Here is a 20,212-nt window from a genome sequence, read left to right as displayed (position 1 = left end):
TGACTATATGCTCCCATCGTCAAGCTGCTTGACCAGTTCGTCAAGGGTGTTTCAATGCCTGGGTGCAGAACTCCGAAGCCCTCGCCCTGGCCGCCGCCCTGCTCGCCGCGGCCGGTGACCTGACTCAGCGCATCAACGACGGCGTGGTCGCCCGGGGGTTCGAGGCGCGGCCTGCCTGGGGTTTCGCGTTCGCGAGGCTCGCGCCGGACGGGGCCACGGTCACCGAGCTCGCCGGGCATCTGGGGGTGACCAAGCAGGCGGCGAGTCAGCTGGTCGACGAGATCGTGCGCAAGGGGTACGCCGAGCGGCGGCCGCACCCCGAGGACGCCCGGGCCCGGCTCGTGGTGCTGACCGAGCGGGGGTGGGCCTGCACCCGGGCGGCGGAAGAGGCCGCCGCGGAGGCCGTGCGGACATGGGTCGATGTGCTCGGTGAGGGTGAAGTGCGCGCGTTGCGCGAGCGATTGGGGCGCATTGCTCCCAATGGCCCCATCAAACCTGCCTGGTGACGGTTCATCAGGGGCAGCCCTCGGCACCGGTTATCACTGGAAGTTTTTACTGACGCGTAACTTCACAAGTTCGCTACTCATCCGTAACTTTCGAATTGAACAGCATCCTCGTGATCCGGATCACAGGGCGTACGGCCATCGCACCTCCCTTGAGCCGCAAGGAGATCACCCGATGCTGCCCTGGAAACGAGTGCTCAGACCCCTCGCCGCCCTGTTCCTGACCGCCGCGGTCGCCGTCGTCCCGGCCGCCGGAGCCGCCCAGGCGGCCACCGCCCCGACCAGCGGTTGGAACGACTACTCCTGCAAGCCCTCCGCCGCCCACCCCCGCCCCGTCGTCCTCGTGCACGGCACCTTCGCCAACTCCACCGACAACTGGCTGGCCCTCGCCCCCTACCTGGAGGACCGCGACTACTGCGTCTTCTCCTTCGACTACGGCCAGTTGCCCGGGGTGTCCCTCTTCTACGGACTCGGCCCCATCGACAAGTCGGCCGAGCAGCTGAGGACTTTCGTCGACAAGGTCCTCGCCGCCACCGGAGCCACCGAGACCGACCTCGTCGGCCACTCGCAGGGCGGCCTGATGCCCCGCTACTACCTCAAGTTCCTCGGCGGAGCCGCCAAGGTGAACGCCCTCGTCGGCATCGCCCCCGACAACCACGGCACCACCCTCTCGGGTCTGACCGACCTGCTGCCCTACTTCCCGGGAATCAAGGACTTCCTCACCACCAACACCCCCGCCCTCGCCGACCAGGTCGTCGGCTCCCCCTTCCTCACCAAGCTCAACGCGGGCGGCGACACCGTCCCCGGCGTCAAGTACACGGTCCTCGCCACCAAGTACGACGAGGTCGTCACGCCGTACCAGAGCCAGTTCCTCAGCGGATCCGGCGTCCACAACGTCCTGCTCCAGGACCTGTGCCCGCTCGATCTCTCCGAGCACGTGGCCATCGGCCTCTTCGACCGGATCGCCTTCCACGAGGTGGCCAACGCCCTCGACCCGGCCCACGCCACCCCCACCACCTGTGCGTCGGCGCTGAGTTGAGGCGCTGAGCTGAGGCACAGAGTGGAGCGTCGCCGGGGCCTGTCCGGCCTGAGCCGCCGGTCAGGCCCCGGAGTTCATGCGGTCAACGGCCCAGCCGTCCGACACCGTTCACGGCACGCCTGCGCACCGACCCGAACACGATCGCCGCGCCGGCGGCGAGCGTGGCGGCACCGCCCATCGCGAGATACGGCGTGATGCCGGAACCGCCCGTCTCGGCGAGGCGCCGCGAAGTGCCCGCCGCCTGTGGGGCGTTGGCGTCCGCGGCAGGACCGGCGCTCGCCGCCTCGGCCACCGGCTCCGCCGATGTACCGGCGTCGTCGTCACCGTGCCCGTGATGCTCGACCGTCGACCTGCCGGTGCCTTCCTCGATCTGCTCGTCGGAGGGCGCGGAAGCGCTCGGCTCCGGAGAAGAACCGCCCTTCGCCGCACCGGTCTCGCCCCCGAACGTCACGTCCGAGCAGGAGTAGAACGCCTCCGGGCTGTCCGAGCGCTGCCAGACCGCGTACAGGAGCTGCCTGCCCGAGCGCTCCGGAAGCGTGCCGGAGAACCGGTAGAAGCCGCCCGACGCGACCGGGTCCGTGGCCGTCGCGACCGGGTGCGACAGATCCAGGTCGTCCCAGGCCAGCGGCTGCGCGGGATCGTAGCCGGGCTTGGTGAGGTACACCGTGAAGGTGCCCTTGTGCGGGGCGGTCACCCGGTACTCGAAGGTGTACGACCCGCTGCGCACGCTCGTCGCCGGCCAGTCGGCGCGGGCCAGGTCCAGCCCCTTGAACTCGTCGTTGCCCGCGCTGCACAGCCTGCCGTCCGGGATCAGCTCCTGGTGCCGTCCGTTCGCGTCGCCGATGCGGATGCCGTTCCAGTCGTACAGCGCCTGGGTGCCACCGGCCGCGACCGCCGCCCGGCACGCGTCCGACCGCGGGCTCTCCGGGCCCTCCGCGTAGCACTGCGCGACGCGGCTGACCGGGCCGCCCATCGAGCCGTGCGCGGCCGCGGGCGAAGCGGCCAGCGCGGTCAGGGCGAGCGGGGCCAGGCCGACGGCGGCGACCGTGGCGGCCTTGCGGCGTGCGGGCATGGGGGATCTCCTAGGAACCGGAACTGACGGGTGCCGGATCAAAGAAACCCTGGAATTCTCCGCTTGTGACGGCCGCTGACGATCTTTATGGCTGTCTTAAGGGAGTGCTGAGACTGAGATCAGGTAGCTAGCGTGCAGGGCATGACCAACGACGAGATCAGGCCCGCAGGACCGGCCGACGTGCCGGCCGTGAAGGCCGTCACCGACGCCGCCTACGAGCACTACATCGAGCGCATCGGACTGGTGCCGCAGCCCATGAGACGGGACCACGCGGCGAACGTTGCCGCGGGGCAGGTGTACGTCACCGGCGACCCCGTGGTCGGGCTCGTGGTGGTGGAGGAGCGCGAGGATCATCTGTACCTCGACAACATCGCCGTCCGTCCCGACGCCCAGGGACAGGGCGTGGGCGGACGGCTGCTGCGGTTCGTCGAGGCACACGCGCGTGCGCTGGGCCTGCCCGAGGTCAGGCTCTACACCAACGCGAAGATGTGGGAGAACCAGGAGATCTATCCGAAGTTCGGTTACGAGGTCGTGGAACGGCGAGTGGACGGGCCCTTTGACCGCGTCCACTACCGCAAGCGGCTGGTCTGAGACGGAGCATGCCTGTCGCCGTCAGCCGTCCGGCCACCAGGTCCGGGCGATGTCCTTGCGGACCTCGGGACGTCCCGCGGGGCGCTCCTCGGCCTCCTCGCGGATCCGGCGGGCGTCAGTCCTCTTCAGGGGCTTCTGCACGGTCGTGCGGCGCATGGCTGCCTCCTTCAGTGCCTACCGAGTTCCGCGTTCTCACGGAGGTAGACCCTTTCGGGGAGGGTTCCTCATCGCTCCTGGTCTGTCAGTGGCGGGTGTCACGATTCGAGTGTCAGTGGCGGGTGTCACTCTGGGGGGCATGACGGAACACAGTGGTGGTGGGGGCGTGGACTGGAACGCCGAGGCGGCGACGTTCGACGAGGAACCGGACCACGGACTGCGCGACCCCGAGGTGCGGCGGGCCTGGGCTCGGCGGCTCCGGGAGTGGCTCCCCGAGCGGGCATCCGACGTCCTCGACCTCGGATGCGGCACCGGGAGCCTGTCGCTCCTCGCGGCCGAGCAGGGGCACCGGGTGACCGGGGTGGACCTTTCTCCGGCCATGGTGGAGCGCGCCCGCGCCAAGCTCGCGGGGCGTGACGCGGCGTTCCTGGTCGGTGACGCGGCGCAGCCTCCGGTGGGGGAGCAGCGGTTCGACGTCGTGCTCGTACGGCACGTGCTGTGGGCGCTGCCGGATCCCGGGCGGGTGCTGCGGCGGTGGTGGGGGTTGTTGCGGCCGGGTGGGCGGTTGGTGCTGGTGGAGGGGGTGTGGGGGGCGTTCGGGATATCCGCCGAGGTGGTGAGCGGGTTGGCTGAGCCGCTCGGAGGGTGTGTTCGGGTGGAGCGGCTCTCGGAGGACTCCCTGTTGTGGGGGAAGGACGTGGATGACGAGCGGTATGCGGTGGTGGTGGGGGGCGACTAAAGGGGTGGGAAGGAGCCTTCAATGTCGGCTGCGGGTGCGTCGTGGCTTGTCGCGCAGTTCCCCGCGCCCCTGGGGCGTGCCAGTTGCTCCAGTTCGTTCAGAGCCGCCCATGCCGCCGAAGCGGCCTCGGGATCCGTCTGCGTCAATCCGCTCTCCTCGAACTCGTCCTCGTCCAGGCGCAGTACTTCCTTGCCGTCGGCCGAGACCCAAAGGTCCAGGTCGAGGTCCTCCACGACCAGTTCGGCGCCGTTCAGGACGGCCGGGCGGGTGATGTCGCAGTACCAGCCCTTCAGGGTGCCGTCGGCGTCGCGGACCTCCTTCACCGCGTACCAGCGGTCCCGCCAGTAGTGCTCGGTGAAGACGTCGCCGGGCTCGAAGCGGACGAAGCCGAAGTCGCGGACGCCCTCTCCGGCCCAGGGGGCCCGGACCGTGACGCGGGTGCCGTCGTCGGTGAGGAGTTCGGCCTCGTAACGGATCTTCGTGCGGCCGGCCTTGACCAGGACGACCTCCAACCGCCGGAGAGACTCAGCTGAGTTCGCGGACATGACGTACCTCCGTGGCGCGGATCTCGTACCCGAACCACTTGTTGATCGCGAGCATCGGTTCGTTGCCGGCGTCGTTGCCGGTCAGGGCCTCCGTGCAGCCGGCTGCGCGGGCGCGGTGCAGGGAGTCGTTCTTGGCGAGCTTGGCCAGGCCGCGGCCGCGGAAGGCGCGGGCGGTGCCGGTCATGGCGGTGGCGTAGCGGCCGGTGCCGTCGGTGTGGGCGGCGCTGAAGGCGGCGGGGCGGCCGTCCACGAGGGCGATCGTGGTCAGGGCGTGGTCCAGGAGCGGGTGCTTCCAGTTCTCCTCGACCCACACCTCGTAGTCGGTGAACTCCGTGTCCACATCGCTCGGTTCGTCCAGCGTCGTCTCCGCGTCCAGCTCGAAGAAGGGGCGCGGGTCGTGCGCGAAGTCGGCGGCGGTGCGCAGTTCGACGCCGGGCGGGAGGGGCCGGCGCGGCGGCAGTGTGCCGTTCCTCAGGTCCAGACGCAGGAAGTGCGCGGAGCGGCCGGCCCGGTAGCCGTGCCGCTCGGCGAACGCGCGGTTGTGAGGCTCGTCCAGGACCCAGGAGAACAGCCTGGTCGCCCCGTGTGCCGCCAGGTGCTCCTCGGCGGTGCGGACGAGGAGGTCACCGGCACCGCGCCGGACGCGGTCCGGGCGTACGTAGATGTTCAGGTAGCCCTGGCCCGCCTCCGGACTGTCGTGCGCGAGACCGAGCTGAGCCGTGCCGATCACCTCGCCGTCCTCCTCCGCGACCAGGGAACGGTAGTGGGCGGCCGGGTCGGTGTGGAGCGTGCGGTGGATGACACCGGCCGGCGTCCACAGCACATGAGGCAGGGCCAGATGGCGGGCCCGGGTGAAGTTCTCGACGTCGGCCGGGTCCTGGGGGCGCAGATCTCGCACGATCACGGTCATGAAGGCGCACGTTACGTGCGGGGCCCTGCCGGATGCCTCTCATTTTCCGGCCCGTACGGGACAATCGGCGGGTGACCTTGAAGATCCACATCGACGACAGCGCACCGCCGTACGAGCAGGTACGGGTGCAGATCTCCGAGCAGGCGCGCGCGGGCGCGCTGCCGGTGGGGTACCGGCTGCCGACCGTGCGAGGGCTCGCCGAGTCGCTCGGGCTGGCCGCGAACACCGTCGCCAAGGCGTACCGGGCGCTCGAGAGCGACGGGGTGATCGAGACGCGGGGGCGCAACGGCACGTTCGTCGCCGCGGCGGGCTCGGCCGCCGAGCGGGAGGCGGCGGCGGCCGCTCAGGCCTACGTCGAGCGCGTACGGCGGCTGGGGCTCACGGAGAGCGACGCGCTGGCGGCCGTACGGGACGCGCTGCGGGCGGGTTACGGGGGGAGCTGAACGGCAGCCGGGCGCGCCGGATCAGAGCAGGGACTCGAACGTCATCGCGTCCCTCACGGCCGCCCCGTTCGGGTCGTTGTTGAAGTACGCGTACACGTCCTCGTCGCCGGAGAAGGTCTCGGTGACGCGGTCCGCCCACGTCTTCAGGGACTGCCGGCCGTAGCTCGGCCACGCCCGGGCGCGGCCCTCGTGGAAGCGGACGTAGCCCCAGTCCGTCGTGCGCCACAGCGGGGTGACCGGGCGAGCCCGGACGTCGGCCCAGCACAGGGCCGCGTGCCGGGCCTCCAGCACCTCGCGCACCTCCGCCGTCCACCACGACTCGTGCCGGGGTTCGACCGCCACCCGTGTCGACGACGGGAAACAGGCCAGACACGCGTCCAGGAGGCCCGGGTCCGCCTTCAGCGTGGGCGGCAGCTGGAGGAGGACCGGGCCCAGCCGGGACCCCAGTCCCTCCGCGTGGCCCATCAGCCGCCGCACCGGCTCTTCCGGGTCCTTCAGGCGCTTGATGTGGGTCAGGTACCGGCTCGCCTTCACCGCCACGACGAAGTCGTCCGGCACCCGGGCCCGCCATGCCTCGAAGGTCTCCCGGGACGGCAGCCGGTAGAACGCGTTGTTGATCTCGACCGTCGGGAAGTGCCCGGTGTACTCCTCCAGCCAGAGCCGCACGGGCACGCCCTCGGGATAGAGCACGCCCCGCCAGTCCTTGTACTGCCACCCCGAAGTGCCGACGAACAGGGTCATGCATCCATCAAAGCACTACAGGTACAGCCCCGCGTCCGCCCCCGGCCGGGGCTCCGGCAGTGCCGTCGGCGACGTCCCCCGGCGCAGCGCGTACAGCTCCGCCAGGGTCGCGCCCTCCCGGCCCACGCCCTCCTCGGTGCCGAGCCAGCCCACCGCCTCCCGGCGGGTCAGCGGGCCCACCTCGATGCGGGCGAGGCAACGGCCGGGGCGGACCACGGCGGGGTGCAGGCGCTCCAGGTCCTCGTTGGTCGTCACGCCCACCAGGACGTTGCGGCCCTGGCCGAGGAGGCCGTCGGTGAGGTTGAGCAGCCGGGACAGGGCCTGGCCCGCGGTGTGCTTGGCCTCACCGCGGATCAGTTCGTCGCAGTCCTCCAGGAGCAGCAGCCGCCAGCGGCCCTTGCCCGTGGAGTCCTCCTCGCCGATCGCGATGTCCATCAGGTAGCCGACGTCGGAGAACAGCCGCTCCGGGTCCAGGACGCAGTCCACCTGGCACCAGTCCCGCCAGGAGCGGGCCAGGGTGCGCAGCGCTGAGGTCTTGCCGGTGCCCGGCGGCCCGTGGAGCAGGAGCAGCCGGCCCGCGATGTCCTCCGGTGTCGTCTTCATCAGGCTGTCCATCGCGTCCGCGACCGGTGCCGTGTAGTTCTCCCGGACCTCGTCCCAGGTGCCCGCCGCGATCTGCCGGGTCGTGCGGTGCGGGCCGCGCCGGGGGGAGACGTACCAGAACCCCATGGTCACGTTCTCCGGCTGGGGTTCCGGCTCGTCGGCGGCGCCTTCGGTGGCCTGGTCGAGGATCCTCTTGGCCAGCTCCGGATCGGTCGCCGTGACGGTGACGTCGGCGCCGCGGTTCCAGCGGGAGACCAGCAGCGTCCAGCCGTCGCCCTCAGCGAGCGTGGCGCTGCGGTCGTCGTCGCGGGCCACGCGCAGCACCCGCGCGCCCGCCGGCAGGAGGTTGGCGCCGCTGCGGACCCGGTCGATGTTGGCCGCGTGGGAGTACGGCTGCTCGCCCGTCGCGAAGCGGCCGAGGAACAGCGCGTCGACGACGTCGGACGGGGAGTCGCTGTCGTCGACGTTGAGCCGGATCGGCAGCGCGTCGTGTGGGTTCGGGGACATGCGGCCCATGATCCGGCACGGGACCCCCGCACGCACCCGGTTTCCGCGGTGCGCCGGTCGTGTCGCGGCTGTCCCGTTCCCCACGTTTTGTTGCTCATCTGTTTGTCCACGGCGTCTGCCCGCGCAGGTGTGTTCGCGGATACCGTTGTCCTCAATGGGACGTCATGGGTGGTATTCGGGGGCACGGCGGTGGCGGCTCACCGCACTGCTCGGCGTGGGCGCGGTGGCTCTGGCCCTGGTCGTGACCCTCCTCAACACGCTTCCGGGCAGCGGCGCCGGCACCGACGGCACCTCACGCAACGGCGACCGGGTGCACGGCACCCCGACGACCACCCCTGACGCCGACACCCCGGACGTCGGCTGGGGCTTCACCCACACGCAGTTCAGCGCCGACGAGGGCAGCTCGACGGCCGGCGAGCGGGTCGAACAGGAGATCAAGGACGTCGGCGGCATCCCGCAGAACCAGCACATCATGGGCTGGGGCGCCGACAACCCCGAGCCGGTGAAGGGGCGTTACGACTTCGAGGACCTGGACCGGCGCGTCGACTTCGTCCGCGCCTCCGGCTCCACCCCGACCCTCACCCTGTGCTGCGCGCCGGACTGGATGAAGGGCGGCAGAGCGGGCGTCGGCAACACCGACTGGAGCCAGGCGTCGCTGGAGAAGGCCCCGGACCCGGCGCACTTCAAGGACTACGCGGCGCTCGCCGCGACGGTGGCCAAACGCTACCCGGACGTACGGCACTTCATCGTCTGGAACGAGTTCAAGGGCTTCTGGAACGACGCCGAGGGCCGCTGGGACTACGAGGGGTACACCCAGCTGTACAACCTGGTCTACAAGGCGCTCAAGAAGGTGAACCCCGACATCATGGTCGGCGGCCCGTATCTCGTGATGGACAGTGTCGACCCGCGCTCCACCGACGCCTCCGCGACCTTCAAGGGGCCGTGGGGCGCGATGGACCAGCGGATCCTCGACGCCTTCGACTACTGGAACCAGCACAAGGCCGGCGCCGACTTCGTGGTCGTGGACGGTTCCAGCTACACCAACGACGACGAGATGCTGCCGAACGAGTTCGCGGCCACCGACAAGTTCACGGCGGTGAGCCGGTGGGTGCGGCAGCGGACCGGGAACCTGCCGCTGTGGTGGGCCGAGTACTACGTCGAACCCGCCGACAGCAGGGACGAGCGCGAGGGCTGGTCCGAGGACCGCCGGGTCGCCGTGCAGGCCGCCGGGATGATCGCGCTGGCCAAGGGCGGTACCAGCTCCGCGTTCTACTGGAACCCGGAGAACGAGAACGGCACGGACTGCGCGGGCTGCCTGTGGACGCCGACCAACGGCAGCGGCGGCGGCCGGAAGCTGCCGATGTTCGATCTCGTCAGCAGGTTCGGCAGGGCCTTCGCACCGGGGAGCGCCTTCGAGAACGTCTCCGTGGCCGCCGACGACGTGCCCAACGTCCGGGTCCTCGCCACCGACCGGGCGGTGCTGGTGGTGAACACCCTGAACCGGCAGATCAGCGCGAGCGTTGACGGCAAGCGGTTCGACATGCGGCCCTACGAGGTCAAGTGGCTCACCCGCTGAGCCACTCGACCTCCGAAGACCTCGAGGACCTCACTTCATCGTCATGAACCGCTGCACCAGCGCCGCCAGGAACACCGCGAGCAGCGGCAGCGAGAACCAGAAACTGCTCTGGAGCCAGCGCAGTTGACGCACCCCGGGCCGCACCGCGACCCGCACCACCTCACGCGCCGACAGCAGCAGGATCAGCGCCAGCGCGGCCAGCGCTCCCACCACCGACCAGGGCGTCCAGGTGATCTGCGGTCCGATCGGCCCCGGATCGGGCTGCGGCACCTTGCCCGCAGGCTGGTTCCGCAGGGCGTACATCGTCACGTCCGGGTTGGTGAAGACCCGCTTGAGCTCCTTGCGCTGGTCCAGGTTGTCCAGCAGCCGCGGCTCCCACGTCGTCGAATAGCCCACGTCGAGCCGCAGATACGTGACCTGGCCGGCGTTCACCATCAGATACGAGTTCGGGCCCGCGTCCTTGAGCGCCTTGACCAGGCCCGACACCAGCACCGGGTCCGGCGGCGCGAGCGTCGGCACGTACGACACCTTCTCCATGTCCTTGGCGCCCCACGGCATCGCGGGGGTCACGTTGTTCACGGTGTCGTTGGACAGCCACAGCACCCGGACGGTCGGATCGTCGTGGGCGTACACGTAGTCCATGGCGGCGACCTCGCCGGGCCGGATCCGCTCGAACGGCTCGTTGCCCCAACGGGCCACCAGGAAGCCCCCGATGAGCAGCAGACCCGCCAGCAGCGCGGCCACCGGGGCGAGACTGGCCCGGTCCTTCTCGCGCTCCTCGGCGGTGACACCGGCGAGCGGGAAGAGCGCCAGGGCGGCGAGCAGGCCCGCGCCCGGCAGGGCGAACATGAAGACCCGCAGTGCCATCTCGCCGCCGTACGACTGCATGCCGAAGCCGAGGAACGGCACGAAGGTGAGGACGAGCAGCGCGACTTCCCGGTACCTGTGGTCGCGGCGGCGCCACCAGCCGTAGCAGGCCAGCGCCATCACCCCGCCGGCCAGCAGGACCCGTACGTACAGCACCAGCTTGTGGGTCGAACTGCCGCCCTCGATACGGCCGGAGACCGACGAGGAGACATTGCTGCCGACGCCGCCGACCCCGCCGAACAGGTCGTCGAAGTGGCCGGACCAGTACGGCTCGGCCAGCCAGCCGATCCAGGCGGTCACCATCACGGCGAACAGGACGGGCAGGCCCCGTAGTTCGCTGCGGCGGAACACCACGAGCGCCGCCAGCACACCGAGCATCACGAACGGGGTCAGCTGGTGCGCGGGCACGCTCGCCGCGAACAGGCCGATCAACACCGCGAGCAGTGCCGCCCGTTGCCGCCGGGTCGTCGGCTCCACCTCGGCCTCGCCGGGCCGCCGCCTCGTCCAGATCACGCGCGGGGCACGGAACCACACCAGCAGTACCGCCACGAACACCAGGTAGAGCAGATAGGTGAAGCCCTGCGGGGAGAAGTAGTCCTGGCCGACCCAGCCGCTGAGGACGAAGATCCAGATGCCGGTCCACTTGGCCCGCCAGCCCGCCCGCAGGTGCCGTACGAGGAGGAACATCGGGACCAGGTAGGCGAGTTGGATCGCGGTCGGCCACCAGCGGATGATCTCGGTGAAGTCCGTGACCCCGCAGGCCTTCGCGACGAACGCGGCCACCGCGAAGAAGCCGGGCCAGCTCCAGCGTGCGTCCAGGTCGGGCACCGCGGAGCCGGTCCGGTCGATGTGGTCGATGAACCCGAGGTGCTGCCAGGCGGTCGCGAACCGCGGCTCGGCCTCGATCACCGCGGGCAGCGCGTGCAGCGACACCACCGTCGCCACCAGGGTGACCAGCAGCAGCGCCCGGTGCTCGCGGGCCGGCCAGAGCAGCGAGGCGAAGACCACGACCAGCAGGGCCGCGCCGAGCAGCGTGGGCAGCGGCAGGACCGAGACCAGCCCGAGGCCGCCCATCCGGTCCAGATCGGCCTCGCCCAGGCCCATGACCGGCACCCAGTACAGGAGCAGCGCCACGGCGAGCAGGCCGCCGAGGAACACCCCGAGCCAGTCCGGCTGCACACGCTCCCGCAGGGAGAGGGGGCGCGGGGGCTCCCCGGACCGCGCCTCCACCTCCTCGACCGCGACGGCTTCCTCCGGTACCGCGGTCCCTTCCGGTACGGCGATCTCCTTGCCGGCGTCGAAGGCCACCTCGAAGGGCGCGTCCACCTCCGTCTCGGACGGGCCGCGGGAGGACTCGGCGCCCGGCTCCCTCTCCTCCACCGGCAGGCCGAGCTCGGGGAGTCTCCGCAGGGCCCAGGTCGGGCGGTCTCGCGTGGGGGACACGACCGGTGTCCCCGTGGGCGGGGTGCCCGGGCCCGGCCGGACGTCGGGGCGGCGCTCCTGGTGGTCGAAGTCGACGTGGATGCCGAGCGCGAGGGTGTCCTGGTCGAGCGCCCAGCCGGGGCGGCGGGTGCGGCCGGCGGCCGGTACCTCGCGCGTCCCGAGGTCGGCGAGGTCGCCGTCGGGGGCCGCACCCGCCGGGATCTCGGCGGCCGGGGCGTGCTGGATCGTCCGGTACAGCCGGGGCGCGGCGATGGCGACGATCACCGCGAGGGAGGAGATCTCGGCGACGCCCGCGCCGGTCAGTCCCATCCGGGGGAGCAGCAGCAGGGTCAGCCCGAGCACCAGGGCGCACAACAGGCCCTGGAGCCAGGCGAGTCCGGAGGTGCGGCTCTGTGCGCGCAGCACCGCGAAGTAGGTCTCCATGACGACCCTGAGCACCGCGCCGACCGCGAACCAGCGCAGCAGCGGCGTGGCCGCGTCCGCGTAGCCCGCGCCGAACACCCCGAGGATCCAGGGCGCCCCGACGAACAGGACCGTGGCCACCGGCAGCATGATCCGGGCCATCCGCCTGAGCGCGGCACGGGTGTTGGCGGCCAGCCGGCCCGGGTCGTGCGAGCCCTCGACGGTCAGGGAGGCGCCCATGTTGATGGCGAGCAGGTTGCAGGTGCCGCCTATCGTCGTGGTGATGTAGAAGTACGCGTTGTCCTGGGAGCTGACCTGCGCGGCCACGATGACCGGGACCAGGTAGACCACGGCGAGCGAGAACAGCGAGCCGGTGTAGTCGCCCGCCAGGAACCGCCCGATCTCCCTGACCGAGGGCGGCTTCGCGTGCCCCTCGGTCGCCTTCACATGCCGGGGTGCCAGGCGCCGGAACACCAGCCAGCCCAGCGGCAGCACGGAGACGGCGATCGCCGCGACCCACGACACGAAGACCCCGGCCGTCGGGATCGCCACCGCGAACGCGACCAGGAGACCCAGTTTCACCGCCGAGAAGACGGTGTTGCCCACCGGCACCCACAGCGCGCTGCGCAGCCCGGTCAGCACCCCGTCCTGGAGCGTGAGGACGTTCCAGGCGACGACGGCCGCGATGAAGCCGAGCCCGTTCACCGGCCCGTGCAGGAAGCGGTACGACGGCCCCCACACGTCGAGGGTGAGCAGGAAGACGGCCGCGGCGACCGCCACGACCACCGAACTGGCCGCGTACGTACGGAAGATGAGACGCCCGGTGGCCCGGCCCGCAACCGGTATGAAGCGGGCCAGCGCGCCGGTCAATGTCACCGCGGTCAGTCCGGCGAGGAGCTTCATCGCGGCGATCGCCGCGGAACCCTGGCCGACCGCCGACTCGGAGTAGTAGCGGGCCGCCGCCAGCCAGAAGCCGAGGCCCAGCACCGCGGAGATACCGGTGTTGAGCATCAGGGCGTAGGCGTTGCGGAACAGCTGGTTGCCACCGCCGCCGCCCATTCCAGGCAGCCGAAGACGGCGCCCGGACTGCTCGGGCGCCTTGGCCGCGGTCGACTCGGGCTCGGTCGTGGTCGTCGTGTCAGACACGGGAACGGGAGACCTTCCGGCGGACCTGTCGTGCTCTTCGGACCAACGCGTACCCCTTGGTGAGGGCACGGTCCCTGGCGAAGTCCCGGGCGATCGCACGGCCCTGGACGAGCCGCTCGAACTCCTCGGTCGTGGTGGCGCGGCGCACGGTGAGCCGGGTGAGCGCGTACGGCCCCTGACGGCGGCGCGCGAGAGCGTTGTTCACGGCGAGCGCCTGGCCGTACCCCGTCTCCCGCACCGCCTCGCGCACCCGGCGGCTGGAGTAGCCGTACGGGTAGGCGAGCGAGTCCGGCACGGTGCCGAGTTCGTCGCCGACGATCTCCCTGGAGTGGATCAGCTCGTGGCGCAGCGCGCTGTCGTCCAGCTGGTCGAGCTGCGGGTGGGTGTGGGTGTGGCCGCCGATCTCCACGCCCGCGGAGGCGAGTTCGCGCACCTGGTCCCAGTCCAGCATGGCGTCGAGGCCGCCGCCCATGTCGTGGGCGCCCCGGAGCCAGCCGGTGGAGACGAACACCGTGGCCGGGAAGCCGTGCTTGGCCAGCACCGGCAGGGCATGGCGGTGGACGCCCTCGTAGCCGTCGTCGAAGGTGATCAGGACCGGCCGTTCGGGCAGTGGGCGGCCGTCCCGCCAACGCGCCGCCAGGTCGTCGGTCCTGAGCGGCGTGCACCCCAACGCGCCGATTATGTCCATCTGTTGGGCGAAGGACTCGGGGGACACCGAGAGCACCCGGGTCGCGTCGTTCGGGTCGGTCGCCACCGCGTGGTACATGAGGATCGGTACGGGCGGCTCAGCCATCTCCGTCCCCCTCGATCTCCGCCACCGAGAACGAGGCCCCGCCCCGCCGGGCCCGGACGGTTCCGACGACGTAGCCGCCTGCCGCCGTCAGCACCCCGGCGACGATCGCCCCCGCCCGGCCCGCACCCCCGGGCCGGGCCAGCGCGGCGTCCCGCAGTCCGCGCACCACCCCGGACGGCAGCACCCGGGTGGCGTACCGGCGCTCCGACTCAAGTCCCTTGCCTGCGCCCACACTTCGGGCCACGAGCGCCTTCGACAGGCCTTCCGCGTACGCACGGGTGCGGAAGTAGCCGAAGTGCTCACGCGCCTCGGGCACCCGGTGGTGGATCACCGCCCGGTCGTCGATCAGCAGGACGGCGTCCGGTCTGGCCCGGCTCAGCCGGATGCACAGCTCCGTCTCCTCGCAGCCCAGCGGGCGCTTGTCGCCGTCCCGTCCGATGCCGGTGGCGAAGCCGCCCGCCGCGTCGAACGCGCTGCGGCGGAAGGAGGCGTTGCCGCCCAGGACGTTGCGCACCCGGACCAGGCCGGACGGGAGGCCCCGGTAGGTGCAGCCCACCACCCAGTCGAACTCCTCCGGGAACCAGGCCGGCCGGCGTCCCGAGGCCCAGATCGGCACCGTACGGCCGCCGACCGCCATGACCTGCGGGTCGGCGTAGGCCCCGGCGAAGTGGCGCAGCCAGTCGCGTTCGGCGACGGCGTCGTCGTCCAGGAAGGCGATCACCTCGCCGCGGGAGGCGGCGATCCCGGTGTTGCGGCCCGCGGACAGGCCCCGGGGGCCCGCGTTGGCGAACACGCGGACCTCGTCCACCTCCTTGTACTCCTTGACCAGCCGGTCCAGGAGCGCCGGGTTGTGGTCGACCACCAGCAGCGTCTCCCGGGCCGGGTACGACTGCGCCCGCACCGAGGCGACCGCCGCGAGGATGTCCTCCCAGCGGTCCTCGGTGTACGCGCAGATCACGACGGAGACGTCGGGACCGCTCAAGACACCTCTCCCCGGCGCGAGTCGAGCAGCGGCGAGTGGTGGGCACGGCGGCGCAGCGCCCGCCGGTTGGACCGCTCCCCGAGGATCACCCTGAGCACCCGGAAGCCGTCCCGGACCGCCCGCAGATTGCTGGCGCCGTGGATGCGCAGGTACTCGTAGCTCGGGATCTCCTGCACCTTCAGACCCGCCTTGACCACCCGGATGTTCATCAGGGTCTCCACCTCGAAACCCGTGCAGTCGAGGTCGATCTTGTCGAGGCAGTGCCGCCAGAAGGCGTTGTACCCGTAGCAGAGATCGGTGTAGCGGGCGCCGAACTTGCGGTTGACGATGGTGCACAGCGCCCAGTTGCCGAGCTTGCGGATGAAGGTCATGTCGTCGGTGCCGCCGCCGTTGGCGAACCGCGACCCCTTGGCGAAGTCCGCGCCCGAGACCAGGGCGGAGACATAGGAGACGATCTCGTTGCCGTCGGCGGAGCCGTCCGCGTCGATCATGACGACGATGTCACCGGTGCAGGCCTCGAACCCGGTGATGAGGGCGTCCCCCTTGCCCTTGCCGTGCTGCTTCACGACCTTCACCTCGGGCCACAGCTCACGGGCCACCGCGACGGTGTCGTCCGTGGAGTTGCCGTCCACCAGGACCACTTCGTGGATCCAGTCGGGCAGGGTCTTGAAGACGTACGGAAGGTTCTCCGCCTCGTTCATGGCGGGTATGACCACGCTCACCGGTGGCGCGATGGCCAGGTGGGTGGAGATCGGCCGGTACTGGCCGGCCGGCGGCGCATCCTGGCCCACAGCCGCCGGGCGCAGAACTGAACTCATGAGTCTGGTTCCCTCTCGTCCGGTGGACCGCCCGCCCCTGTGGGCGGTCCGGTTTTTTGCTCCGGTTCGAAAGGGGGGTTCTCACTCACGGCACGCCGGAAGGAATCTCCGTACTCGCCGGGTGAGCTGGCAAAGCTGGCCGGACCGTCGTCCGAGACGACAGCCGGTCGCGCGGCACGGCCCGGTCACCACTGCGGCCACCGAGCACGGCACCCCCCTACCGCGCCCCGCGTCCCCCCGTCGCGGTCCTTGAGCCCTCCCCTAGAGCCGCTCGATGACGGGACGATGCGAGTGAGATGTATGACGGTATTGACGATTGAACCCCTATGGCAAGGCCTGGAACGAGGCCTCACGTTTTTGTTGGTTTGACCGTTACAGTCGCCCCCGAACGGATCTTTCCTATTTTCTTCAGTAACCGGTCGGCTGGTTCGAACAGCTCCGGACGTGTCACCACGGCGTTGCGCAGCGCACGCGCCGGAGCCCGGCGGACGCGGTGTCCGACCGCGACCGGGTGCCGACGGGTCACCCACCCCTCCGACACGGTCAGTTCCCGTGTCTTCAGGGAGTCCTTGTACTCCTTCTGCCCCCGGCCCAGATCGAGGTGCGCGACACCGTCGGCGGCGGCCGCCTCGGCCATGCGCAGATGCAGGATCAGGCCCGGGGAGTACTTCGCGTACTCCGGGTCGTACGCCGGGAACCAGCACGCGAGAACGCGCTCGGTGCGCAGCCCGAAGTGGGCGGCCACCGGCTTCCCGTCGGCGTACAGCACCGAGAGGACCCCCGCGAACGACTCGGACCGGGTGTGGAACAACTGCCGTACGAGACCGGCGATCCACTCGTGCGCGAACCGGTCGCTGCGGCCGGTCCTGCGGTACTGGGCGGACTTCCAGCCCATCAGGGTGCTCAGGGCGGCCGGGTCGCGCTCGTCGTGAACGTAGCGCACCCCGCTCGCGGTGCGCAGGAGCCGGCGTTCCTTGGCGAGGGTGGTGCGGGTGAACTTCGGTGACCGCTCCCGCAGTCGGGCCAGATAGGTCTCGTACCCCTGGTCGACGTCCATGACCGGTGAGGGGAAGCCCTTGGCGGCTGCCGTCCCGAACGGCTCCTGGCCCGCCACCAGATGGTCGAACTCCCAGACGGCGAGTCCGCAGGCGCGTAACAACTCCTGTGCGTCCCAGGTGAATCCGGGCCGGTGCACGATCCCCTGGGCGTCCGAGATCCCGAGCCCGACGGCCCGGCCGACGCCGGTCGCGGTCCGCTGGAACGGGAAGAACGCGACGGGCTCGCCCTGCTCCCGTACGACCGTGATCCGCACGCCCCGTCTGCACCGGCCCACCGCGAGCGCGAACTCGGGGGACAGGAACGGGTTGGCGAGATGGGGTGAGCCCTGGAGATGGGCCTTGGACTGCAGAGCCGTCCACGCCGCCCGGTCGGCGCCGCTGAGCTCGCCGGGGCGGTACACGCTGATGTCCACGTCAGCCGTCCTGCCCCTTCGCCGTCCGGCGTCGTCGCAGCAGCTCCGGCAGCAGGATCAGGGCGCTGAGCACGGCCATCGCCACCACGCCGCCGCGCGGTGACCAGCGGTGCGTGGCCAGCATGGCCTGGGCCACCAGCATGTTGAGGACGACCGAGCCGGCCAGCGCGACCAGCGCACGGGCGAACGGGTCGAGGCCGGGCAGCGCGGCGGCGATGCCGGCGGCGGGTGCCGCGAGCAGGAAGAACAGCACGAGCGGGGCCCGCAGCGGCGAGTCGGAACCGGTGAGCGCGAGCAGCGCCCCGAATCCCCCCACTGCGGTCGCCGAGCCCGCGAGCAACGGCGTCAGTTCTCTGCCGGACGTTCTCGAGGACGTCCGTGTCCGTGTCGTCTGCATGGGCGACCTTTCCCCCCAGAAAGCGCCGGATGCCGGACTTCAATGTCGCGCAGCGCCACGGGAGCCGTCAAGGCCGACTGGTACGGACGGGGACAAGGGTGTTCCCCGGAGGCGCAAAGAGCCTCCGGGGAACGGGACTTCGGGAATTTCAGGCCCTACGGCGACTTCAGGCGCTACGGGACGAGCTTGAGGAGCTTGTTGGGCGAGCCGCTGCCCGGGCTGGTGACCGCGTTGGACGTGGCGCCGTTCACCAGTGCCGTGGCGACCTGGGCCGGGGTGGCCGAGGTGTGACCGGCGAGGTAGACCGCGGCCGCGCCCGCGACGTGCGGGGTCGCCATCGACGTACCGGAGATGGTGTTGGTCGCGGTGTCGCTGGTGTACCAGCCTGCCGTGATGGAGGAGCCGGGGGCGAAGATGTCGAGCACCGAGCCGTAGTTGGAGTAGCTGGCCCGGGCGTCCGTGCTGGTGGTGGCGCCGACGGTGATCGCCTCGGTGACGCGTGCCGGGGAGTAGGAGGAGGCGTTGGCGCTGCTGTTGCCCGCCGCGACGGCGTAGGTGACGCCGCTCGCTATGGAGTTGCGGACGGCGGTGTCCAGGGTGCTGGACGCGCCGCCGCCGAGCGAGAGGTTGGCGACCGAGGGGCCGGAGTGGTTGTTGGTCACCCAGTCGATGCCCGCGATGACGCCCGCGGTGGTGCCGGAGCCGGCGTTGTCGAGCACGCGCACCGCCACGATCTTCGCCTTCTTGGCGACGCCGTAGGTGGAGCCCGCGATCGTGGTGGCCACATGGGTGCCGTGGCCGTTGCCGTCGGCGGCGGTGGTGTCGCCGTCGACCGCGTCGTAGCCGTAGGAGGCGCGTCCGCTGATCTGGCTGTGGGTGATGCGGACGCCGGTGTCGATGACGTACGCCGTGACGCCGCTGCCCGCGCTGTCCGGGTAGGTGTACGTGCCGGACAGCGGGAGCGCGGCCTGGTCGATGCGGTCCAGGCCCCAGGGGGCGCTGGACTGGGTGGTGTCGGCCAGGTGGACGGTCTGGTTCTGCTCCACGGCGGCCACCGACGGGTCGGCGGCGAGTCTTTTCGCCTCGGTCGCCGAGAGCGTGGCGGTGTAGCCGTTGAGCGCGGAGCCGAAGGTCTTCCCGACGGTCCCGCCGTACTCCTTGATGAGCCCCTTGCCCTCGCTGGACGCGGCCTTGAAGCCCGCGTTCTTCTTCAGCGTGACGATGTAGCTGTCCTTGACGGCCGTGGGGGAGCCGGCGGCGAGGACCCTGCCCTCGGCCGGGGCGGCCGGGGCGGCCTGGGCGGGCAGGGTGGTGAGCCCGCCGACGAGGGCGGTGGTCGCCAGGACGGTGGTCGCGGCGAGCCGGAGCTTCTTGCTACGCAGTTGTGCCATTACGAGGGAGTCCTCCTCATGGGCGACACGCGCCTGGGTCGGGCGGGTGTCCGTGGGGGGTGCGCGCGTGATCGCGCACACGGCCTGGAGCGTCGCGTTCCGCTCCCGGCTGAGGTAAAGGCTGGGTCATCTACACGGGCAGAACAAGGGAGTTGAGGAGGAGTCAACAAATCTGTCATGCCCACGAAATCAACGCCGCTTTTGGCATGGACACTTCCCGCCGGTACGTCTGCTTGCTACGACAGATGTGGCAGAGATCCTGCTAAAGGGAGGTTCCATGAGACGTTCCCGATTTGCCGCGTACGTCGGCTCACTCCTCCTCGCCCTCGCCGCCGTCCTCACCGGGACGGGCACCGCCCACGCCGCCACAGGCCCCTATGTGGCCCTTGGGGACTCGTATTCCTCGGGCGTCGGTTCGGGCAGCTACATCAGCTCGAGCGGCGACTGCAAGCGCAGCACGAAGGCCTACCCCTACCTCTGGGCGGCCGCGCACTCACCCTCGTCGTTCGCCTTCACGGCCTGCTCGGGCGCCCGTACGGGTGATGTTCTGGCGAGTCAGCTGACCCCGCTCAACGCCGCCACCGCTCTCGTCTCGATCAGCATCGGCGGCAACGACGCCGGCTTCTCCGACGTCATGACGACCTGTGTGCTCCAGTCCGACAGCGCCTGCCTGGCCCGGATCAACACCGCGAAGGCGTACGTCGACGCCACGCTCCCGGGTCAACTGGACAACGTCTACTCGGCGATCACGTCCCGGGCCCCCAACGCCCACGTGGTCGTCCTCGGCTACCCCCGCTTCTACAAGCTCGGCACCACCTGCCTCGGCCTCTCCGAGACCAAGCGGAAGGCGATCAACGACGCCGCCGACTACCTCGACACGGCCACCGCCAAGCGGGCCGCGAACCACGGCTTCGCCTGGGGTGACGTCCGCTCCACCTTCACCGGCCACGAACTCTGCTCCGGCAGCGCCTGGCTGCACAGCCTCAACCTGCTCAACATCGGCGAGTCCTACCACCCGACCGCGGCCGGCCAGTCCGGCGGCTACCTCCCGGTCCTGAACAGCGCGGCCTGACCGCC

The 20,212-nt window shown here is 70.8% G+C and carries 20 protein-coding genes; 7 read left to right on the top strand and 13 right to left on the bottom strand.

What is annotated here, in order from left to right; all coding sequences use genetic code 11:
• Window positions 1-62: 62 nt before the first annotated feature.
• Window positions 63-506, top strand: coding sequence for a MarR family winged helix-turn-helix transcriptional regulator (locus AQJ54_RS27770; protein WP_062028746.1), 444 nt, complete (start codon window positions 63-65; stop codon window positions 504-506).
• A gap of 172 nt (window positions 507-678) precedes the next feature.
• Complete coding sequence (locus tag AQJ54_RS27765; protein ID WP_062241791.1) at window positions 679-1,542, top strand: esterase/lipase family protein; 864 nt, start codon at window positions 679-681, stop codon at window positions 1,540-1,542.
• Window positions 1,543-1,624: 82 nt separating this feature from the next.
• Here AQJ54_RS27765 and AQJ54_RS27760 read toward each other — a convergent pair whose 3' ends face one another.
• Entirely contained in the window at window positions 1,625-2,614 is a 990-nt protein-coding gene (locus AQJ54_RS27760; RefSeq protein ID WP_062241789.1) for a lytic polysaccharide monooxygenase auxiliary activity family 9 protein, read from the bottom strand.
• Window positions 2,615-2,755: 141 nt separating this feature from the next.
• Between AQJ54_RS27760 and AQJ54_RS27755 the strand changes: the two genes are divergently transcribed.
• Window positions 2,756-3,205, top strand: a complete 450-nt coding sequence (locus AQJ54_RS27755) for a GNAT family N-acetyltransferase (RefSeq protein ID WP_062241894.1) — start codon at window positions 2,756-2,758, stop codon at window positions 3,203-3,205.
• A 21-nt stretch (window positions 3,206-3,226) separates the two neighbouring features.
• Here AQJ54_RS27755 and AQJ54_RS47420 read toward each other — a convergent pair whose 3' ends face one another.
• Window positions 3,227-3,361 carry a hypothetical protein gene (locus AQJ54_RS47420; protein WP_020139373.1) on the bottom strand — a complete coding sequence of 45 codons (135 nt, stop codon included), beginning with the start codon at window positions 3,359-3,361 and terminating at the stop codon, window positions 3,227-3,229.
• Between the two features lie 139 nt (window positions 3,362-3,500).
• Here AQJ54_RS47420 and AQJ54_RS27750 point away from each other — a divergent pair, with 139 nt between their 5' ends.
• Window positions 3,501-4,100 (top strand): class I SAM-dependent methyltransferase, encoded by a 600-nt coding sequence (locus AQJ54_RS27750; protein ID WP_062028902.1) that lies wholly within the window; start codon window positions 3,501-3,503, stop codon window positions 4,098-4,100.
• On the opposite strand, the gene AQJ54_RS27745 is transcribed toward AQJ54_RS27750, so the two are convergent.
• Both AQJ54_RS27745 and AQJ54_RS27740 read right to left on the bottom strand, forming a co-directional pair.
• A complete protein-coding gene (locus AQJ54_RS27745; protein ID WP_062028741.1) occupies window positions 4,097-4,645 on the bottom strand; it encodes a ribonuclease FAU-1 family protein in 549 nt (182 codons plus the stop codon). The genes AQJ54_RS27750 and AQJ54_RS27745 overlap by 4 nt on opposite strands.
• A complete protein-coding gene (locus tag AQJ54_RS27740; protein ID WP_062241787.1) occupies window positions 4,626-5,555 on the bottom strand; it encodes a GNAT family N-acetyltransferase in 930 nt (309 codons plus the stop codon). The genes AQJ54_RS27745 and AQJ54_RS27740 overlap by 20 nt, the downstream gene beginning before the upstream one ends.
• A 71-nt stretch (window positions 5,556-5,626) precedes the next feature.
• Here AQJ54_RS27740 and AQJ54_RS27735 point away from each other — a divergent pair, with 71 nt between their 5' ends.
• Window positions 5,627-5,998 (top strand): GntR family transcriptional regulator, encoded by a 372-nt coding sequence (locus AQJ54_RS27735; protein WP_062241785.1) that lies wholly within the window; start codon window positions 5,627-5,629, stop codon window positions 5,996-5,998.
• Between the two features lie 21 nt (window positions 5,999-6,019).
• Here AQJ54_RS27735 and AQJ54_RS27730 read toward each other — a convergent pair whose 3' ends face one another.
• Together AQJ54_RS27730 and AQJ54_RS27725 are read right to left on the bottom strand one after the other, a co-directional pair.
• Window positions 6,020-6,739 carry a DUF72 domain-containing protein gene (locus AQJ54_RS27730; RefSeq protein ID WP_062241784.1) on the bottom strand — a complete coding sequence of 240 codons (720 nt, stop codon included), beginning with the start codon at window positions 6,737-6,739 and terminating at the stop codon, window positions 6,020-6,022.
• 15 nt (window positions 6,740-6,754) lie between these two features.
• Window positions 6,755-7,849 carry a DUF5925 domain-containing protein gene (locus tag AQJ54_RS27725; protein ID WP_062241781.1) on the bottom strand — a complete coding sequence of 365 codons (1,095 nt, stop codon included), beginning with the start codon at window positions 7,847-7,849 and terminating at the stop codon, window positions 6,755-6,757.
• A gap of 154 nt (window positions 7,850-8,003) precedes the next feature.
• Here AQJ54_RS27725 and AQJ54_RS27720 point away from each other — a divergent pair, with 154 nt between their 5' ends.
• Window positions 8,004-9,425: a GH39 family glycosyl hydrolase gene (locus AQJ54_RS27720; RefSeq protein WP_062241779.1), complete on the top strand. Its 1,422-nt coding sequence runs from the start codon at window positions 8,004-8,006 to the stop codon at window positions 9,423-9,425.
• Window positions 9,426-9,455: 30 nt separating this feature from the next.
• Here AQJ54_RS27720 and AQJ54_RS27715 read toward each other — a convergent pair whose 3' ends face one another.
• From AQJ54_RS27715 to AQJ54_RS27685, 7 genes are all read right to left on the bottom strand, one after another.
• Window positions 9,456-13,283: a lipopolysaccharide biosynthesis protein gene (locus AQJ54_RS27715; RefSeq protein WP_062241777.1), complete on the bottom strand. Its 3,828-nt coding sequence runs from the start codon at window positions 13,281-13,283 to the stop codon at window positions 9,456-9,458.
• Window positions 13,276-14,076, bottom strand: coding sequence for a polysaccharide deacetylase family protein (locus tag AQJ54_RS27710; RefSeq protein ID WP_062241775.1), 801 nt, complete (start codon window positions 14,074-14,076; stop codon window positions 13,276-13,278). Before AQJ54_RS27710 ends, AQJ54_RS27715 begins: the two co-directional genes overlap by 8 nt.
• Window positions 14,069-15,058 (bottom strand): glycosyltransferase family 2 protein, encoded by a 990-nt coding sequence (locus AQJ54_RS27705; protein ID WP_062241773.1) that lies wholly within the window; start codon window positions 15,056-15,058, stop codon window positions 14,069-14,071. Before AQJ54_RS27705 ends, AQJ54_RS27710 begins: the two co-directional genes overlap by 8 nt.
• Window positions 15,055-15,876: a glycosyltransferase family 2 protein gene (locus AQJ54_RS27700; protein ID WP_062028731.1), complete on the bottom strand. Its 822-nt coding sequence runs from the start codon at window positions 15,874-15,876 to the stop codon at window positions 15,055-15,057. The genes AQJ54_RS27705 and AQJ54_RS27700 overlap by 4 nt, the downstream gene beginning before the upstream one ends.
• A gap of 349 nt (window positions 15,877-16,225) precedes the next feature.
• Entirely contained in the window at window positions 16,226-17,347 is a 1,122-nt protein-coding gene (locus AQJ54_RS27695; protein WP_062241771.1) for a GNAT family N-acetyltransferase, read from the bottom strand.
• Window position 17,348: 1 nt separating this feature from the next.
• Window positions 17,349-17,744 carry a hypothetical protein gene (locus tag AQJ54_RS27690; RefSeq protein ID WP_248845450.1) on the bottom strand — a complete coding sequence of 132 codons (396 nt, stop codon included), beginning with the start codon at window positions 17,742-17,744 and terminating at the stop codon, window positions 17,349-17,351.
• Between the two features lie 173 nt (window positions 17,745-17,917).
• Window positions 17,918-19,135: a S8 family peptidase gene (locus AQJ54_RS27685; protein ID WP_062241767.1), complete on the bottom strand. Its 1,218-nt coding sequence runs from the start codon at window positions 19,133-19,135 to the stop codon at window positions 17,918-17,920.
• Between the two features lie 277 nt (window positions 19,136-19,412).
• Here AQJ54_RS27685 and AQJ54_RS27680 point away from each other — a divergent pair, with 277 nt between their 5' ends.
• Complete coding sequence (locus AQJ54_RS27680; protein WP_062241764.1) at window positions 19,413-20,207, top strand: SGNH/GDSL hydrolase family protein; 795 nt, start codon at window positions 19,413-19,415, stop codon at window positions 20,205-20,207.
• Window positions 20,208-20,212 lie beyond the last annotated feature (5 nt).

Origin of the sequence: Streptomyces griseorubiginosus (assembly GCF_001514195.1) — a bacterium.
In the GTDB taxonomy this organism is placed as follows: Bacteria; Actinomycetota; Actinomycetes; order Streptomycetales; family Streptomycetaceae; genus Streptomyces; species Streptomyces griseorubiginosus.
The sequence above is the reverse complement of the archived record's forward strand: the minus strand, read 5'-3'. Positions and strand labels throughout refer to the sequence as shown.

Excerpts from the sequence above, each read along its gene's own strand:
- AQJ54_RS27710 (WP_062241775.1), bottom strand. The coding sequence starts at position 14,076 with ATGGCTGAGCCGCCCGTACCGATCCTCATGTACCACGCGGTGGCGACC.
- AQJ54_RS27745 (WP_062028741.1), bottom strand. The coding sequence starts at position 4,645 with ATGTCCGCGAACTCAGCTGAGTCTCTCCGGCGGTTGGAGGTCGTCCTG.
- AQJ54_RS27680 (WP_062241764.1), top strand. The coding sequence starts at position 19,413 with ATGAGACGTTCCCGATTTGCCGCGTACGTCGGCTCACTCCTCCTCGCC.
- AQJ54_RS27730 (WP_062241784.1), bottom strand. The coding sequence starts at position 6,739 with ATGACCCTGTTCGTCGGCACTTCGGGGTGGCAGTACAAGGACTGGCGG.
- AQJ54_RS27765 (WP_062241791.1), top strand. The coding sequence starts at position 679 with ATGCTGCCCTGGAAACGAGTGCTCAGACCCCTCGCCGCCCTGTTCCTG.
- AQJ54_RS27725 (WP_062241781.1), bottom strand. The coding sequence starts at position 7,849 with ATGTCCCCGAACCCACACGACGCGCTGCCGATCCGGCTCAACGTCGAC.
- AQJ54_RS27690 (WP_248845450.1), bottom strand. The coding sequence starts at position 17,744 with ATGCAGACGACACGGACACGGACGTCCTCGAGAACGTCCGGCAGAGAA.
- AQJ54_RS27760 (WP_062241789.1), bottom strand. The coding sequence starts at position 2,614 with ATGCCCGCACGCCGCAAGGCCGCCACGGTCGCCGCCGTCGGCCTGGCC.
- AQJ54_RS27720 (WP_062241779.1), top strand. The coding sequence starts at position 8,004 with ATGGGACGTCATGGGTGGTATTCGGGGGCACGGCGGTGGCGGCTCACC.
- AQJ54_RS27750 (WP_062028902.1), top strand. The coding sequence starts at position 3,501 with ATGACGGAACACAGTGGTGGTGGGGGCGTGGACTGGAACGCCGAGGCG.
- AQJ54_RS27740 (WP_062241787.1), bottom strand. The coding sequence starts at position 5,555 with ATGACCGTGATCGTGCGAGATCTGCGCCCCCAGGACCCGGCCGACGTC.
- AQJ54_RS27700 (WP_062028731.1), bottom strand. The coding sequence starts at position 15,876 with ATGAGTTCAGTTCTGCGCCCGGCGGCTGTGGGCCAGGATGCGCCGCCG.
- AQJ54_RS47420 (WP_020139373.1), bottom strand. The coding sequence starts at position 3,361 with ATGCGCCGCACGACCGTGCAGAAGCCCCTGAAGAGGACTGACGCCCGC.
- AQJ54_RS27755 (WP_062241894.1), top strand. The coding sequence starts at position 2,756 with ATGACCAACGACGAGATCAGGCCCGCAGGACCGGCCGACGTGCCGGCC.
- AQJ54_RS27685 (WP_062241767.1), bottom strand. The coding sequence starts at position 19,135 with ATGGCACAACTGCGTAGCAAGAAGCTCCGGCTCGCCGCGACCACCGTC.